The 16563-nt window shown below is 66.0% G+C and carries 16 protein-coding genes and 1 tRNA gene; 4 read left to right on the top strand and 13 right to left on the bottom strand.

The window, feature by feature from the left end; all coding sequences use genetic code 11:
• Positions 1-97: 97 nt before the first annotated feature.
• Positions 98-685, bottom strand: coding sequence for an FMN-dependent NADH-azoreductase (locus O0J15_RS13940; protein ID WP_171952781.1), 588 nt, complete (start codon positions 683-685; stop codon positions 98-100).
• A 124-nt stretch (positions 686-809) separates the two neighbouring features.
• Here O0J15_RS13940 and O0J15_RS13935 point away from each other — a divergent pair, with 124 nt between their 5' ends.
• A complete protein-coding gene (locus O0J15_RS13935) occupies positions 810-1802 on the top strand; it encodes a LysR family transcriptional regulator (protein WP_005410175.1) in 993 nt (330 codons plus the stop codon).
• 81 nt (positions 1803-1883) lie between these two features.
• On the opposite strand, the gene O0J15_RS13930 is transcribed toward O0J15_RS13935, so the two are convergent.
• Positions 1884-2957: a DUF4241 domain-containing protein gene (locus O0J15_RS13930; RefSeq protein ID WP_308305819.1), complete on the bottom strand. Its 1074-nt coding sequence runs from the start codon at positions 2955-2957 to the stop codon at positions 1884-1886.
• Between the two features lie 124 nt (positions 2958-3081).
• On the opposite strand from O0J15_RS13930, the gene O0J15_RS13925 reads away from it, so the two are divergent.
• A tRNA-Ser gene (locus O0J15_RS13925) sits at positions 3082-3171 on the top strand.
• Positions 3172-3223: 52 nt separating this feature from the next.
• Here O0J15_RS13925 and O0J15_RS13920 read toward each other — a convergent pair.
• Entirely contained in the window at positions 3224-5977 is a 2754-nt protein-coding gene (locus O0J15_RS13920; protein WP_308305818.1) for a UvrD-helicase domain-containing protein, read from the bottom strand.
• A gap of 150 nt (positions 5978-6127) precedes the next feature.
• On the bottom strand, positions 6128-7117 hold the full coding sequence (locus O0J15_RS13915) for an MDR family oxidoreductase (RefSeq protein WP_134730819.1): 990 nt from the start codon (positions 7115-7117) through the stop codon (positions 6128-6130).
• Positions 7118-7218: 101 nt separating this feature from the next.
• On the opposite strand from O0J15_RS13915, the gene O0J15_RS13910 reads away from it, so the two are divergent.
• Positions 7219-7572, top strand: coding sequence for a helix-turn-helix domain-containing protein (locus O0J15_RS13910; protein ID WP_019660307.1), 354 nt, complete (start codon positions 7219-7221; stop codon positions 7570-7572).
• 133 nt (positions 7573-7705) lie between these two features.
• Here O0J15_RS13910 and O0J15_RS13905 read toward each other — a convergent pair whose 3' ends face one another.
• From O0J15_RS13905 to O0J15_RS13865, 9 genes are all read right to left on the bottom strand, one after another.
• Positions 7706-8176: a hypothetical protein gene (locus tag O0J15_RS13905; protein WP_227844467.1), complete on the bottom strand. Its 471-nt coding sequence runs from the start codon at positions 8174-8176 to the stop codon at positions 7706-7708.
• Positions 8173-8739: a hypothetical protein gene (locus tag O0J15_RS13900; RefSeq protein ID WP_019660305.1), complete on the bottom strand. Its 567-nt coding sequence runs from the start codon at positions 8737-8739 to the stop codon at positions 8173-8175. Before O0J15_RS13900 ends, O0J15_RS13905 begins: the two co-directional genes overlap by 4 nt.
• A 200-nt stretch (positions 8740-8939) precedes the next feature.
• Positions 8940-11081, bottom strand: coding sequence for a TonB-dependent receptor (locus tag O0J15_RS13895; protein ID WP_308305817.1), 2142 nt, complete (start codon positions 11079-11081; stop codon positions 8940-8942).
• 238 nt (positions 11082-11319) lie between these two features.
• On the bottom strand, positions 11320-13023 hold the full coding sequence (locus O0J15_RS13890) for a PAS domain-containing sensor histidine kinase (RefSeq protein WP_134735815.1): 1704 nt from the start codon (positions 13021-13023) through the stop codon (positions 11320-11322).
• 217 nt (positions 13024-13240) lie between these two features.
• Positions 13241-13417 (bottom strand): hypothetical protein, encoded by a 177-nt coding sequence (locus tag O0J15_RS13885; protein ID WP_308305816.1) that lies wholly within the window; start codon positions 13415-13417, stop codon positions 13241-13243.
• 16 nt (positions 13418-13433) lie between these two features.
• Positions 13434-13682, bottom strand: a complete 249-nt coding sequence (locus tag O0J15_RS13880) for a hypothetical protein (protein ID WP_019660301.1) — start codon at positions 13680-13682, stop codon at positions 13434-13436.
• A 253-nt stretch (positions 13683-13935) separates the two neighbouring features.
• Positions 13936-14205 (bottom strand): hypothetical protein, encoded by a 270-nt coding sequence (locus tag O0J15_RS13875; protein WP_019660300.1) that lies wholly within the window; start codon positions 14203-14205, stop codon positions 13936-13938.
• Between the two features lie 196 nt (positions 14206-14401).
• Positions 14402-15613: an MFS transporter gene (locus O0J15_RS13870; RefSeq protein WP_019660299.1), complete on the bottom strand. Its 1212-nt coding sequence runs from the start codon at positions 15611-15613 to the stop codon at positions 14402-14404.
• Between the two features lie 246 nt (positions 15614-15859).
• Positions 15860-16060 carry a hypothetical protein gene (locus tag O0J15_RS13865; RefSeq protein WP_227853620.1) on the bottom strand — a complete coding sequence of 67 codons (201 nt, stop codon included), beginning with the start codon at positions 16058-16060 and terminating at the stop codon, positions 15860-15862.
• A gap of 225 nt (positions 16061-16285) precedes the next feature.
• On the opposite strand from O0J15_RS13865, the gene O0J15_RS13860 reads away from it, so the two are divergent.
• Complete coding sequence (locus O0J15_RS13860) at positions 16286-16543, top strand: hypothetical protein (protein WP_019660298.1); 258 nt, start codon at positions 16286-16288, stop codon at positions 16541-16543.
• Positions 16544-16563: the final 20 nt, after the last annotated feature.

The raw sequence follows: 16563 nt of genomic DNA, 5'->3' as shown, positions 1-16563 counted from the left end.
GTGCGGGGCCGCCAGGGTGGGCCGGGATGGGGGAGGGGATCCCGGCCCGCGTTCAGCGCCCAGACGAGGAGAGAGGGGCGCCGAACGCTGGGACGCGTTATGCGGCGACGGGTTCGGCCGCTTCGTGCGACGGCAGCGCCGCCAGCGCACCGGCAATGGCGTCTTCACGGTGCTGCGGCGAATAGGCGATGCCTTCGGCGCGCACGAATTCGATCTCGTTGATGCCCATGAAGGCGAACACCTGGCGCAGGAACGGCTCCTGGAAGTCGGCCGGCGAGTCGGTGTAGATGCCGCCGCGGCTGCTGGCGATGATCACCCGCTTGCCACCGGCCAGGCCCACCGGGCCGTTCTCGGTGTACTTGAAGGTGCGGCCGGCCACGGCCACGCGATCGATCCAGGCCTTCAGGGTGGACGGGATGCTGAAGTTGTACATCGGCGCGCCGATCACAACGATGTCGGCCTCCAGGAACTGCTGCATCACCTGTTCAGCATCGGTCGCTTCAGCGGCGTCGGTCCTGGCCAGCGAGCTGCTGCGCAGATGCGGTACCGGATTGGCGTCAAGATCGCGATAATCGACCTGCAGGCCGTCGATCTGGCTGGCGAGGCGGGCGACCACGGCGGCCGACAGCTGGCGCGAGACGGAGTTGTCGCCAAGCACGCTGGCGTCGAGATGCAGAAGCTTCATGGCAGTCACCTATGTTCTGGAAGGAGGGGCGGGTTTGCCGCCGACGGAGAGAACGATAGGTTGTTGCAAAGGCGGAATAAAGGTGGTTGAATGCCACGTATTGTTCTAGATATGGAACTCGGGCATGCATGACCTGAATGATCTGTACTACTTCGCGATGGTGGTCGACCACGGCGGGTTCGCCGCCGCCGAGCGCGCACTGGGTATTCCCAAGTCGCGCCTGAGCCGCCGCATCAGCCAGCTGGAAACCGACCTGGGCGTACGCCTGCTGCAGCGCTCCACGCGCCGTTTCGCGGTCACCGATGTCGGCACCAGCGTGCATCGCCATGCGCAGACGATGCTGGCCGAGGCCCAGGCCGCCCGCGAAGTGGTGGACCGCCTCAGCGCGGAGCCGCGCGGCGTGGTGCGCGCCAGCGTGCCGGTGTCGCTGGCGCAGATGCAGCTGCCCAAGCTGCTGCCCAAGTTCCTTGAGCAGTACCCGAAGGTGCGGCTGCAGCTGAACATCAGCAACCGCCGCGTGGACATCATCAACGAAGGCTACGACGTGGCCCTGCGCGTGCGTTCGCGCCTGGATGACGACGGCAGCCTGGTGATGCGCAGCTTCGGCCAGGTGCAGGAACTGCTGGTGGCCAGCCCCAAGTACCTGGACCGCGCCGGCCGCCCCAAGGACCCGGAAGAGCTGACCCAGCACGTCACCCTCAGCATCAGTGAAGACGAAGCCCGCCAGCGCTGGGAACTGCATGGCCCGGAAGGCGAAGTGCGCCGGGTCGACCTGCAGCCGCGCGTGGCCGGCTTCGACTTCCCGCTGCTGCAGAGCATGGTGAAGGACGGTTTCGGCATCACCATGCTGCCGGAAACCGTGTGCGCCGACGCCGTGCGCAATGGCGAGCTGGAAGTGGTGCTGCCGGACTGGTCACTGCCGCAGGGCGTGTGCCACGCCGTGTTCGCCTCGCGCCGCGGCCTGTTGCCAGCGGTGCGCGTGTTCATCGACTTCCTGGCCGAGCACCTGCCGCCGCAGCTGGAGGCTTCGCGCCTGGATTGCGGTGGCGCCTGTGAAAAGGCCAAGGAGCGGATCAAGGCCAGTGCACTGGGCGCGCTGGCGGTGGATGCGGGCTGAGGCACCTACCCGCAACTGCACCGCCAATCCGTGAAACGGTAGCGCCGGGCCATGCCCGGCGTTGCTGTTTTCCGGCCCCGGTCAGTTCAGGTGGAACAGCCGGTCCCAGAAGCTGCGGCGTTGCGGTGCGGCCGGTGGCGGTTCGGCCGCAACGACGGGTGCTTCCAGAACCGCCATCAACTCCGCGCTGCGCGGCTTCTTCAGGAACCGCGCGTAGTCCAGATAGCCGGTCACCTTGTTCATGTGCAGGCGCTCGGGCATCGCCGGTAGCTCGCCACCCTGTAGCAGCACCCGCAATGCCTGCGGGCGGTCCAGGCGGATCGCCTCGTACAGAGCGGTGCCGCCACAGCCTGGTTCGATCTGGTTGGCGCGCTGCGGCGCGTCCTTCAACAGGACGTGCAGCGCATCCGGGTCGTCGCGTTCAACGGCCGCTACCAGCCGTGCCAGCGCTTCAGCTTCGTCGGGTGGAAGGCTGTCGCGATAGGCCTGGTCGGCAATCTCGCGCTCGTCGCGTCCATCGCCGCCCTGGATGCACAGGAAATCGGTGACCAGGGCGGCCGGAATGCCGGACGTATCCAGCGCCCAGTAGCTGGGATACACACCGTCGCCCCAGCCGCTGGTAAAGACCACCAGGCCTTGCGGCGAGTCCTCGCCCCAAGGGCGGTACTCGGCGCCTTCGTCGAGGCCGTCGTGGTCGATCAGCGCATCCGACCACTCGCCGCCTTCGTCGCCATCGGCCCGTTCGATCAGCGCCAGCAGTGCCTGTTGGGTGTCGGTATCCATGAAGCAGCCGATGCCGGCGTCGACCGGGTAGCCGATGAAGCTGTCCTCATCCAGGCCGGTCAGATCCTGCGTGGTCCAGCGCGCCATCTGCCAGTGCAGGGCAGACGCAGTGAGAGCTTCGCGGGGCTTGAACCAGACCACGGCCAGCGCCGGACGGCCGCTGTGCACGATGATTTCGACCGGATGCCGGCCCAGCGGGGCGGTGTAGTCGGCCAGCGCTGGTGCTTCGGCCTGGACAAGCGGATCGCAGACCACCAGATGCCCGCTGCTGACCGGCAGATGGCCGGCGAAGGTGCGGTGCAGGGCCAGTGCGGCCAGCTGGGTGTCGTCCAGCAGGGTGGTGCGCAGGTTGGCCAGGTCGAGGTGGGCCATGGGGGCTCCGAGTGCGGTGAAGGCCCCCACCGTGCCGGATGCGGAGGGCAGGGGCAAGGTGGTCTTGGGCAAATGGCCTTCACGTGCGAGAATATGCCGCTGCCCGGGCGACCGGGACCCGATTGGAGAGATGGCCGAGCGGTTTAAGGCACCGGTCTTGAAAACCGGCGAAGGGTCAAACCTTCCGTGGGTTCGAATCCCACTCTCTCCGCCAGGATTCCACAAGGCCCCTGGCGACAGGGGCCTTCTTGTTTTCTCAAGCTTCTCTACCCGCGACGCCCATCCTTCGGCTTGTTGTGGCACAACGGATAGCTGGAGCGCGACCGGAAGGCCCCATGCGGCCCATTGCGGTCCACGAACACGCCAACCTTGCACGCTGGGCAGCGCTCTTCCGAAATGGCCGCGCCTGAAATCGCGGTCACTTCCACTGCTCCGTCCTTCACCAGCTCATCCAGGAATGGCGAGTGCTTGCCCTGCAGGGTGAACATCGCAACCGACCGCCGCGCACGCGTCAGCGCGACATAGAACAACCGTCGTTCTTCGCTCAATGGGTAGGTATCGCCGTCCGGCATCGCCAGCGAAAGCACCGGGTCATCCGCACGCAGGCTCGGGAAGCTGCGGTTGATCATGCCCGGCAGGATCACGTAGTCCGCCTCGCGCCCCTTCGATCGATGTGCGGTCAGGAACTCGACGTCCATAGTGCTGCCAAAGGCCGTCTTCCAATCCGAAGGCATCGCACCGCGATCCGCGCGATACCGCCCCAGAACAAAGACCGTCACGCGTCCATTGCGGCCCTGCGCCACCGCGCCTGACAACAGTTGCTGGTGCAGCTTCGAAAGGTACTGGCGAACACCATCCTGCACCTCCTCACGCCGGTTCATCTGGAACGCCTGCAGCACCGGACCCATTGCCGGCGCAGCAGAACGGACCTTCTTGCCGATCTGCGCGGGGTTGCGGCTGATGAAGCGGCTGGAAACATCACACAGTGCCTGCGGGCAGCGGAACGTCTGCTCCAGTTTCAGCACCTGGCCATGCCCCATCCACTCGCGGAATCCGGTCATCACCGAAACGTCGGCGCCAGCGAAGCGATTGATCGACTGCCAGTCATCGCCCACCGCAAACAGATGGCGGCCCGGTTGGCTGACCAGCGCACGGCAGAGGCGCGCACGGGCGCGCGAGGCATCCTGGAATTCGTCGGCCATCACCAGATCGTAGGGTGATTCATAGTGGCCCTGTTCCAGCAGCCCGGCGGCCATGTTGAGCATGTCTTCGAAATCAATGCTGCGCTCGTCAGCCAGTGCATCGTCCCAGGCCTGGAAAACCGGCCCGGCGATCTCCAGGAAGCGCCGGTAGCGTTCCTTGAACTGATCCTCAGGCATCTGCCGCAGGCGTGCGGCCATGTCATCCAGCGTCAGGCAGTTGCTCTTGGCATGCGCAATGAAGGTGCGCATCAGGCCAATCAGGTCTGCATCCGGCATCGGCTTGGCGCCCTGGTCAGGCAGCTCGCGGTCCGGGTTCGGGTCGAGTTCAACTCCAGACGCACCCAGCCGCTCGGCAAGGTGCTGCAGGGCCTGTCCACTGCGCAGGCCAAACGAGGTCGTCTCGAACAGGGCAGTGCCGCGCGCCATATGCTGCTGACGCTTCCAGTGCATCCCTTCGCTGTAATCGGCAAAGTGCGGCGGCGGCTGGCCATTGGCATCCAGCGCGAAGTGCTCGTGATACAGCCGGGCGTCCGGGTAGTAGAAGTCCGGACGATACTGGCGGTGGGTGTCTGTCGCGGTATCGAACTCGTAGCGGCGCTCGTAGTCATACGCCACGCCGTTGTAGAACAGCCAGTCGGCGATGACGCACTCTTCCAGGCTCTTCACCCGCTCGCCCTGCAGGGTACGCATGTAGGGCGCACCATCGCGGTCGTAGCCATCGGCCATCATGTCGGCACCCAACGGCGGCAGATCGCGTCCGAACACCAGGCGGAACATGTCCCACTGGGTGCGGAAGTGGGTCGAGCGGTCCTTCAGGTCGTCCACCAGGTCGGCCAGCTTGTTGAAGCCCAGCGTCGCGTCGATCGCCCATTCCGGGATATCAGGCTTGCGTCTCGTGGCTTTGGCGATGATGGCCAGGCCCAGGGCGTGAAAGGTCCGGGCCTCCACTACGGTGTCGCCCATGCCGAGCCGGCTGAAGCATCGCTGTGCGCGCTCCTGCAGCTCCTGGGCGGCATCCTTGTTGAAGGCGAGCATCACGATCCGTTCGGGTTCGACAAAGCCGCGATCAATGGCATACGCGGCCTTGGCGACCATCGTGGAGGTCTTCCCGGAGCCGGCCGCGGCCACGACCTGCACGCGGTTGTCGAAGCAGATGACGGCGCGAGCCTGCTCCTCGGTCAGCGGCCTGCTCTCGACCCGGTCCAGGAAGGGCTTGGCCAGACCCAGTTCGCGGGTCGCCATTGCCTCATTGGCGTCCGCCCACACGGCGGGCCAATCCAGCTGCCAGTCGTGCAGTGCGTCCAGCGCGATGCGGTGGCCGGGCGCGTGCAGGTCGTCGTGCAGCTCCTCGTCGAGGAACAGCTGCTCCAGCTTGGCGGGCGGCAGGGGCAGGGCGGGGCGGTCGGCCAGCAACGCCTGCTGCTGTTCGTACGTGATCCAGCGGCGTCCGGTAGTACCTCGGTCGGCAAGCGCATCTGCCTCGGCCAGCCACGCCTGGATCTGCGCCAGAACGTGCTCAAACAGTGCCTTGCGCCCCCGCTTGGAGCGCGCGAAAAGCACGTGCTGCACGGCAGCGGCAAGCCGGGAGCCCTGGCTGTTGGGCAGCCCATCCACGGACAGTGCTTCACCGCGCTCGGTCGTCAGTTCGACCCTGGACCAGAGCACGCCGCGAACGACCCGCACGCTGTGTTCGTTCGCTACATGCTGGCGGTACTGCCTGCCGTCGATCAAAAGCGCGACCTGTTCGCCATCCAGCCGCAACTGCCAGTCCGGCGAGCGGGTCACACGCTGGCCCCAGCCCGAGGGGCGCCATTCCATAGACATCCAGATACTGCCTTGCGTACGTCACCGGGCGTAAAGCGCCCTTGCCGCCCCATGATAAGGCGGCTTGGCATGGCACGCTGCGTTTCCGGTCACTCGCACACGCGAGCCAGCGATGGCATTGCACCCTCGCCAGCGCGACAGGCGTCAGGCGTTCACATCCACGACGATGCGGCCGCGCACCTTGCCGGGGATGATCTGCTCATAGACATCCAGCACCTCGGCCAGGCCGATCTGCTGCACGGTGCTTTCCAGCTTCCGCGGATCCAGGTCGGTCGCGAGCCGATCCCAGGCGCGCTGGCGAACCTCTTGTGGCGCATTCACCGAATCGATGCCGGCAAGGGTCACATTGCGCAGGATGAAGGGCAGCACCGAGCCGTGCAGCGCATCGCTCTGGGCCAGGCCACAGGCGGCCACGGCACCGCGGTACTTCGTTTCGGCGATGGCATTGACCAGCGTGGTGCCGCCGGCCACATCCACCACGCCGGCCCAGCGCTCGGCACTCACCGGCCGCTCGCGCGGCTCCGAAAGCTGCGCACGATCGATGATCTCGGCCGCACCCAGGTTGTGCAGATAGTCGGCGTGCTCCGGTCGCCCGGTGGCGGCCACCACGCGGTAGCCCAGCCTCGAGAGGATCGCCACCGCGATCGAGCCGACGCCGCCGTTGGCGCCGGTGACCAGCACATCGCCCTGTGCAGGCGCCACCCCGGCATGTTCCAGAGCCAGCACGCACAGCATGGCGGTGTAGCCAGCGGTGCCGATGGCCATGGCGTCGCGGGTGCTCAGGTTGTCGGGAATCCGGTTGAGCCACTCGCCCCGCACGCGCGCGCGCTGGGCCAGGCCGCCGTGGTGGCCCATGCTCAGGTCCCAGCCATTGAGCACGACGCGATCGCCTGGCTTGAAGTTGGCCCTGCTGGATTCCAGCACTACGCCTGCCAGATCGATGCCGGGAATGAGCGGAAACGTCCGGATGATCGGACTCTTGCCGGTGAGGGCAAGCGCATCCTTGTAGTTGAGCGTGGAGTACTCGACCTGTACCAGGACGTCGCCGTCCATCAGGTCGGCCTCGTCGAAATCGACCAGCTCGGTCGAGAGCTGGTTGTTCGTCTTGCGGGTCAGCAGTGCTTTGAACGTCATGGATGGCCTCACATTCATGGGATGGGGCCATGCTAGGCTCGCGCCTCTATCGCAACAAGAACGACGATTTTCCGTAGGTACTATGGTTTTCCGGAGTATGCATGCGTAGCAAACGGTGGGACGGCAAGAGTGGTTGCGCGGTGGAAGTCACGCTGTCGGTCATCGGTGGCGTGTGGAAGCCGATCATTCTGTTTCACCTGATGACCGGCAAGCGGCGTTTCATGGAGCTGACCCGGCGGGTGCCCAATGCCACCCAGTCCATGCTCACCAGCCAGCTGCGTGAACTGGAAGCAGATGGCGTTGTGATCCGCCACGTGTACCCGGAAGTGCCGCCGAAGGTGGAATACGAGCTGTCCGAGTTCGGCCGCACGCTGGTGCCGGTGCTGCTGGCCATGCGCGAGTGGGGAGAAACCTATCGCGGCCATGGAAGCACGGAAGGCGATTGCCAGGGTTGAAGACACTTCCGGTTCCACTGCGGCGGCGCATTCCGGCCGGATGCGCTCGCGCTTACACGCAATACGGATGGGTTGAATGACACCACCCGTAGCGGCTGGAGCGATGCCCCTGGCAGGAGGGGCACCACGGGTACTACGGAGCAGCTTTCGGTTGACGCGGATCGGCAATGATCCGCGAGGGGGATCCATACAGCACCAACACCTGCGTGCCGGTGCTGAACACCGGGTCCGGGCCCTGCACAACGGTCATCAGATTGCCGTTCTCCGTCTGCACCACGTACTCCAGGCCCTTGGCCTGGGAGAGTGCGCGTTCAGAGGCCGCACCGGCAATCGCGCCTGCCACCAGGCCGCCAATGGCACCGATGGCCGCTGCCTGGTCGCTGCCGCCGATGGTGGAGCCGGCCACCCCGCCAGCCGCAGCGCCGGCAACGGCTCCGCCTCCCTGCGAACCGTCGATACTGACCGCGCGAACGCTGATGACCGTACCGCCCACCGTGCGGTTGACCTGTCCCACCGAGCCGATGGAGTAACTGTCGGTGCGCACGTTGGGTGCGCAGGCCGTCAGCATTGCCGCCACCGAAGCGGTCAGCAACGGGCGTCTCACGGCGCTTCCTGCTTGTTGGGGAACATCGGCTTGGTGATGTCCACGGTCTCCAGCGCCTGCAGGAACTGGGCGATGTTGTTCTGCGCCGAGCGGCTGATGGATTCGCGAGCGCGAATGACACCGGCAAATGCATAGTTGAACGGCACCTCGCCGGAAGCGCTGACGTCCTGGGTGTAGACGATGCTGCCGGTGGCACGATCGATCAGCTCATAACGGGCGATCGTCTTTGTGGTCATCGATGCCCCGAAACTGGGAATGTCGATGGCCAGGATCTTCACCGACAGGCTCAGCTTCACCGGTGCATCGTCGCGGAACACCGCCATTTTGTTCAGTGCTTCGGTCAGCGCGTTCTGCCACATCTGCGGCACTTCGTGCTGGGCCTGCGCCGGGATCTTGCCTTTGGCCTCGTCCGGGCGTGCCAGTGTGACCGTCAGCGACTTCAGCTCACCGTCGATCTTCTTGCTGCTGACCCCGACGTTCGGCACCGAGAAATTGAGCGGCGGATTGGTGGTGCAGCCCACCAGCGACACAGCGAGGATCGCTGCGAACAGAAACTTCTTCATCCATTTTCCCCTGTGGTTACGCTGAAACATCCATGGTGTGTCTCGTGCTCGTCCGCAACGTCCGTGCTGCACCGCGTGCTTTGCCGCCGGCGACCTGCTGGTGTGGCTGAACGCGCGAAAGCATACCTGAATCGGGGGCGCATGCGCGGCCCGCCCCGCGGCTCGCCTGAATTCCTAAAAGGGGGGACCGGAGGAATGGCTCAGAAGCGGTAGGCCGCCTGCACATACACCCGTCGCGGCTCGCCCGGGAAATGCCCGTTGCGCTCGATGAAGCCGCTGGCCGCGTACACCTTGTCGAACAGGTTCTTGACGTTGGCCTGGAACTGCCACTGCTTCCACGTGGTCTTCCAGCTCATGTCGAACGCCGTGTAAGCCTTGACCGTCTGCCCATCCAGGCTGACACGCTGGCCCACATGGTCGGCGCCGAAGCCAATGGCCGAATTGATCGACGGCAGGTCGTAGCGCGTCCACAGGCCGAGCTTGTTGCGTGGCGCATTCGCGAAGCGGTCTCCGGAGGCATTGGTGATGCCGTTCGGGCCGGCATCCTTCACCCGTGCGTCGTTGTAGGCGTAGGTCAGGTTCACCACCCAGCGCTCGGTCACGTCGGCCAGCAGGTCCAGTTCCATGCCCGTGCTGCGTACCAGGCCCAGCGCGGCCAGCTGGTTCACGCCGTCCCGCACTTCGCCGGTGGCCTGCACGATCTTGCTGCGGTCGATGCGGTAGGCCGCCATGTTCAGGGTCACACGGTCGGCCAGCAGGGATTTCAGGCCGATTTCCCATTGCCTGCTGCGCTCAGCGTCGAAGGGCCCACCGGCTGCCGGATTCTGGTTGGCGGCACTCTGCGGCACGAACCCGCTGGCGATGTTGGCATACAGGTTCACGCCGTCCCGGACGGTAAAGGTACTGCCCAGCCGCCAGCTGAGGTCGTTGCCATCCACGCTGCCACCAGTGATGCGATCGTCGTCCTGGAAACCATCCCAACGCAGTCCGGCCAGCACATGCCAGCGCGTGCCCAGTGCCAGCTCATCCTGCAGATAGCCACCGTAACGCTTGCTGCGGGTGGCGGTGCTGCGCCAGGGCAGGGCGGCCAGGTTGTAGTCGTGCCAGGTGCTGGCGCCATAGACCGGGTTGAACAGATCGATGCCGCGCACCGGACCGGCGCCGCGTGCCAGGTCGGCACTGTTGGCGGTCTGCGCGGTGAAGTCGGCGTCGAGCTGGTAGACGTCGGCGCCGAACAGCACCTTGTGTTCGATACGGCCGGTGTTGATCCGCCATACGGCATTGCCGCTGGCGGTGAACGCCTCGTTGTCGCGGATCTGGTTGCGCAGCTGGCGCGTCATCCACTCGGCCACGCCATCGCGGTCACGGTCGATCAGCCCCATCGGTTCGTGGTACATCTGGTGCTCGTTGTTGCTGAACCAGCGCGCAGCAATATCCACGTCCAGCGTATCGAGCGGTGCGAAGCGATACTGCGCCAGCGCCACCCTGGCGCGCATGTCGAGGAAATCACTGGCCTCGTTGTGGTTCCATCGCCGGTCGGTCAGGAAGGTGCCGGCATCGTTCACTGGGACGCCCCGGAGCCGGTTGCCGCCCAGGTTCTGGGTGATGTCGGTGAACTGCAGCACCAGCTCGCCGGTCTGGCCAACGTCGAAGGCCAGTGATGCATCGCCGATCACGCTTTCGCTGTCGGCGTTCCAGCGCACGCCCTGCTCGCTGTCGGCATAAAGGCCGGCGCGATAGCGGATGCTCCCGCTGGCATTCAGCGGGCCGGTGCCTTCTATCGATCCGGCGCGGAAGTCCTTGTCGCCTGCCTGCAGTTCGATGCGGCGTTCGGCGGTGGCCTTGGGCTTGCGCGTCACGTAGTTGATGACACCGCCCGCATCACCACCGCCGTACAGCGCACCGGCCGGGCCCTTCAGCACTTCCACGCGTTCGATGTTGAACAGTTGCGGCACCGAGAAGCCTGCATAGGGATCGCCGCGCAGGCCGTCGTAGAGCACGTTTTCCTGGCGGAACCCGCGCAGGGTGACGCCGGCATAGCTGAAGAAGCTGATGCCGCTGATGCTGCGATACAGGTCGGTGACCTGACGCGCGGCCTGGTCGTCGATCAGCTCGCGCGGCACGACCTGGATCGACTGCGGTACCTGCTCCAGAGGCGTGTCAGTGCGGGTGCCGACAGCGGCATCGTTGGCGCGGTACAGGGTCTGCGCGCGGCCGCGGACTTCCACTTTGTCCAGATCCTTCGGGGCATCAGCGGAGGCCTCGGAGGCCAGTGCAGGCGTCGCCAGGGAAAGGGACAGCGCCGCGCAGAGCGCGTTCTTCAGAAGGGCGGGAAGGGGCATGAGGGAGTCAGGATGGGCTGCAAATGAGAAAGATTAGCATTTGCAAAGGTTCGTGGCCCATCCCCCCTGGTGCGCTGGGGAGACGCAGGCTCGGGTGGGTGTACGGTGTGCCCGGCAAAGCCACCCGCACACCGGTACGGCCCCCCACGTGCCATCAGCGGTGCGAGGTCGGCGACAAAGCGTCCGCGCTGGAGTCCTCACTGGAACGCGGATTCGGTTCGCTTCAGCAACGCGCCCGCTAGGGCGATGCCACCACGGCCTGCGCGCGGCGCGCGGCCTCGGTCATTACCGAGGCCAGCTGCTTCAACGAGTAAGGCTTGCGCAGCAGGGTAAAGCCGTGGCCCGGATCCCGGGCAAGCAACTCGCTGTAGCCGCTGGTGAGGATGATGGGGAGCTCTGGCAGGCGGTCGCGGATGGTGCGGGCCAGATCCAGGCCGTTCATGCCCGGCATCACGACGTCGCTGAACACCACGTGGAAGCGCGAGGCATCCCGTTCCAGCTCCGCCAAGGCCTCGTCTGCATTGCGCGCAAGCATCACGCTGTAATCGAGCTCGCGCAGGGCGCCAACCGCAAATTCGGCCACGTCGACGTTGTCTTCCACCACTAGCACGCAGACGCCGTGGCCATGCTGCAGCCCCGATTGCGCCGCCGGCCGTTCCGTCGTTTCTCCTGCCTGCGCCAGCGGCAGGTACAGCGTAAAGCGGCTACCGGCGCCCGCCTGGCTCTGCACGTCCACCTCGCCTTCGGACTGCTTGACGAAACCGAACACCTGGCTGAGACCGAGCCCGGTCCCGGCACCGACGCTCTTGGTGGTGAAGAAGGGCTCGAAGATGCGGTCGACCACTGCAGGGTCGATGCCTGCGCCGGTATCGGTGACACTGATGGCAGCAAAGTCGCCCTTCATCGGGGCGGCGAAGCGCACCGAAGGCACCGCAGTGACCTGCTCCACTTCGATGGTCACCCTGCCGTGCCCGTCGATCGCATCGCGGGCGTTGACCGCGATGTTGATCAATGCGGTGTCGAGTTGGGTCCGGTCCAGCAGCACCGGCAACGGCGTACTGGGCAACGACAACGATACCTGGATGCGCGCGCCCAGAACCGTGGTGATGATATCCGAGAGCGCGCGCACGCTTTCGCACAGATCGAAGACCTCCGGCGACAGGCTCTGGCGGCGCGAAAATGCAAGGAGTTGCGCGGTCAGCTTGGTGGCGCGGTCCGATGCTGCTGCAATGGCCTGGATGTAGCGGCGTCGGTTGTCATCTGCCGGCCACGTGTGCAGGAGCATGTCCACCGAACCGGTGATGACCTGCAACAGGTTGTTGAAGTCGTGCGCCACGCCGCCGGTAAGTTGGCCGATCGCCTCCAGCTTCTGCGACTGGCGCAGCTGCTCGCGGGCGCGTACCAGTTCCAGGTGGGCTTCCCGCGCCTGCTCGGTGATCGCCGCGACCTGCCGGCTGTGCAGGTCGCGCTCGATCACCCGTTCGGTCTGCTCGCTCACCACGCACAGGATGCCGGCCACACTGCCGCAGCCGACGCGCAGCGGTGAATAGGAGAACGTCCAGAACGTTTCGCGCATCGAGCCGTCGCGATCCATCATCAATGGCAGGTTCTTGAAGCTGCGGCTGGTGCCGGCAAAGGCATCGTTGACCGCCTGCGCAACGTCCGGCCACACATCGGCCCAGACATCCTCCAGGCGGTTGCCCATCGCGCCGTGCAGCTTTCCTCCCAGCAAGGGCAGGTAGGCATCATTGAAGAAGAAGGCCTTGTCTTCCTTGCCCCAGGCGAGCCAGAGGGGTTCGGGCGAATCAAGGATCATCGCCAGCAACATGCGGAGCTCGGCCGGTGCGCTCGCGGCAGTGGCCGAACGCGCCCAGTCACTGTCCTGCAGCAGTCGGTAGGCAAGCTGCTCAGGCGCCGAGACGGGCAGGGGAAAAGGATGCATGGCCGCCATTGGCGCAGGAAGGTGGCGCAGCATAGCCGAGTGGATGTCATGGCGCCCTGCACATCACCGGCATGAAGGGCATCACCACTTCGGTTGACGGGGCAGCGTTGCACCTCTGTCCTGCAGGTTGCCGCGATCGGGACCGCCGCGCGCTGCTCACTACGCCCGCGGACTCTGCCCCTGGCGGAAGGTCGCGAAGGCGGCCTGATCGCCGCGTCTAGTCCTCACGTGCGCTCCGCGCGGCGAGGGCGTCGCGGCCGGCGTCGGTAAGATCGATATCCCCGTCTTCCGCCTGTACCGCCAAACCCACGTTGACTGCCCACGTCGCCGCGTCGCCGCGCACCGGTTGCGCAGCGGCGATTGCCTCCAGGATCTCCCGCTGTTGCGCCGTCATGCCCATGAGCCGGCCCTCAGATGCCCAGCAACGAGGTCGGTTGCCAATCCGACAGCCTGGCGTGGCTGACCGGTTGGTGGCAGCCGCACTCGTCGCAGCGGAACAGTGCTCCACCCGGAAGGTGAACCAGATTGTCTTCGCTGGCCGAACTGGTCGAGGAGCAATGCCGGCAGGTAACAGTGAGCGCAGTGATGCGCTGCACGCCGCCGGACAGATCGAACACGGCCTCGAATGCGCGAATGACAGGATGGGCAGTGTCCGGCATCTGGATCTCGACAGGGCAGGGAGGTTGGGAAATCGCATCGTCGCGCGTTGGCCGTGATGGCGCAGTCAGCCAGATGCATGGACACGATCAAGACAGGCGCGGCAATGGGGAGCGGTTCCTTTTCAGGGATCCTTTCCAATCAGGTCCCACGGCTTGTCACAGCCGTCGCGCTCGCTTGATCACACTCCACGCCCTTGTTGCAGCGGGTCCCGCAGGACAATGAAGGCGGCAGAAGAAGTCCCGCCCTGCCGGCTCAGGCGATGCAGATCATCAGTACCGTGCACAGCACCAGCATCAGCACGAACACACGCCGGCTCAGCGCCAGGCACGCCAGATAGGCGGCCAGCGCCCATGCAGCCAGCAGCGCGCAGGCCACCAGCCACAGCCCGATGGCCATCACCGATCCGGCCGCCAATGCAGATAACGCGATGGCCTTGAACAGCGCCACGCCCAGCACACTGCCCAGCATGCCGGCCTGCAAGGCAATGGCATCGTGGTGGGCAGGAACGCGGTGGTGGCGCATTGCGGGTCCGGTGCAGGCCGAGGGGCGTCGGCTGCACTTTGCCCAAAGGCACATCCACGAAATGTGTTCATTGCACCCGAAGCGCGTGGTCGAGCATCCTTGGTGGAACACCCCTCGGCAGATTGCAGGTGCTGCCGGTACGAAGCGCCGTGCTGGTCAAGGCGCTGGCATCCACTTGCCTGTGAATGCCGGTTCTTCAGTGGCTGCCGGCGACGGCGGCCTTACGCTTCCTGTCCAGTGACACCGCCACGCACCACAGCAGCAGGCCGCCAATGGCAGTGGCCGCACCGACATAGCCGGTGCTGGCCGGGCTGAAGCCGGCGCTGATCGCCATGCCGCCCAGCCAGGGGCCGAGCGCATTGGCGGTATTGAACGCGGCGTGGTTGGAGGCGGCCGCCAGCGTCTGTGCTTCACCGGCCACGTCCATCAGGCGGGTCTGCAGCACTGCCGCCAGCGCGCCCATGGTGCCGACGGTGATGATCATCGGGCCGATCGTCCACACGGACTGCGCGGCCAGCGGATACAGCAGCAGCATCAGGATCGACCACAGCAGGACCACGGCGGCGGCCTTGAAGTGGAACCTGTCCACCAGCCAGCCACCGGCGATGTTGCCGATGATCGCGCCGATGCCGAACACGCCCACCGCCAGCGGCATCCACGATTCGGCCACGCCGGTGACCTGCACCAGGGTCGGTGCCAGGTAAGTGAACACGCAGAACATGCCGGCGAAGCCGACTGCGCCGATTGCCAACGCCAGCCACACCTGGGACGTGTTGAAGGCGCGCAGTTCGCGCATCGGCGAGGTGCGCACCTCGTCCGGATCCGGCAGCAGGAAGCGGGCGATCATCGCCACGGTGGCGATGGCCAGCACGCTGACCAGGGCAAAGGCGGTGCGCCAGCTCAGCTGCTGGCCCAGCCAGGTGGTCAGCGGGTTGCCGACCAGGATTGCGATCGACAGGCCCAGCAGCACCCGCGACATCGCCTGGCCGCGCTGGCCGGCAGGGCTGATCGCCGCGGCCACCAGCATCGCAACGCCGAAGTAGGCGCCATGCGGGAGGCCGGCGACGAAGCGTGCCGCCAGCATGGTGCCGTAATTGGGTGCCAGCGCGCTGGCGAGGTTGCCCACCGCGTAGAAGCCCATCAGCGCCAACAAGAGCTTGCGGCGCGGGAAGCTGGCACCCACGAAGGCGAGGATCGGCGCACCGACGACAACGCCGATGGCATAGGCGCTGATCAGGTGACCGACCTGCGTTTCGGAGATCGACAAGCCGCGACTGATCTCCAGCATCAGGCCCATGCTGGCGAACTCGCTGGTCCCGATGGCGAAGCCACCCAGAGACAGGGCGAGGATGATCAGGGTGCGCTGACGGGGCGTCAGCCGCGCAGCCAGGGAAGAGGTGGGGCTCATGCGGGGGCGCGACGGGGCGGGGGAGCCCCCCATTGTACTGCTGCACCGCAACAAGGGCAGCAGCGCTCAGGTAAATCAGCGTTCGATCAGTGACACGCCGCCCCCCGCTGTCCGTGCGGCCTGGTCAGATGCCCAGCGCTGCCCGGGCGTGCGCGTACTTGCCGCGCAGGCGCCCGGCCGTCGCCGTGTCGAGCATCGCCAGGCGCTGCGGATCGGCGTTGTCATCCAGATCGGCCCGCTTCACCTTCAGTGCCAGCGGTGGGCGGCAATGCGCGCGTAGTAGCTGTCCGCGTCGGGGGCCGCGGCGCGCTTGAGCAGGTGCACCGCCTCGCGCAGCGGGGCGGGGAATGCCTCGATGCGTGCGGCAAACGCCGGGCAGTCCTCGGCCACATCATGCAGCCACGCCACCACTTCGGCGTCATCGTCGCCGCGCACCGCAGCCGCCACCCGTGCCACATGACGATGTAAGGCTGGCCGGCCTTGTCCATCTGGCCGGCGTGCGCCTCGGTGGCCAGGGTGCGGGCAAGTGCTACCCAGTCCATATCGGTCTCCTTGGATATCGGCGCGCAGTTTCGCGCAAAAGCAGGGAGCGGTTGTCGATGCGGCGATGACACTGCGATGGGCATGATGGCTGGGCAGGGGCGCGGCGTCGCCCCGAGGAGGAGGAGTTCGATGCAGGAATTCAGGCATGTGCTGGAAACCCGTGGCCGCTACCAGCTGGTAGCGGTGTCCCACGAGCCGGTGTACGCTCCGGGCGATGTGGTCGGCCATGCGGTCGTCGCCGACGATGGGGATCGTCTGACCGACCTGGTATCGCTGGCCGAAGCGCGCCAGTTGCTGTTGCAACGGGTGCGTGAAGAGGGCGAAGAGCCCGGGCTGGAGAACGAAAATCACCTGCGGAAAAAGGCGTCGCGCTGGCGCCGCCGCTAGGCCGTCGCGCCCTCGTGCGC

It is taken from the genome of Stenotrophomonas sp. Sm10 (assembly GCF_030985515.1).
In the GTDB taxonomy this organism is placed as follows: Bacteria; Pseudomonadota; Gammaproteobacteria; order Xanthomonadales; family Xanthomonadaceae; genus Stenotrophomonas; species Stenotrophomonas hibiscicola.
The sequence above is the reverse complement of the archived record's forward strand: the minus strand, read 5'-3'. Positions and strand labels throughout refer to the sequence as shown.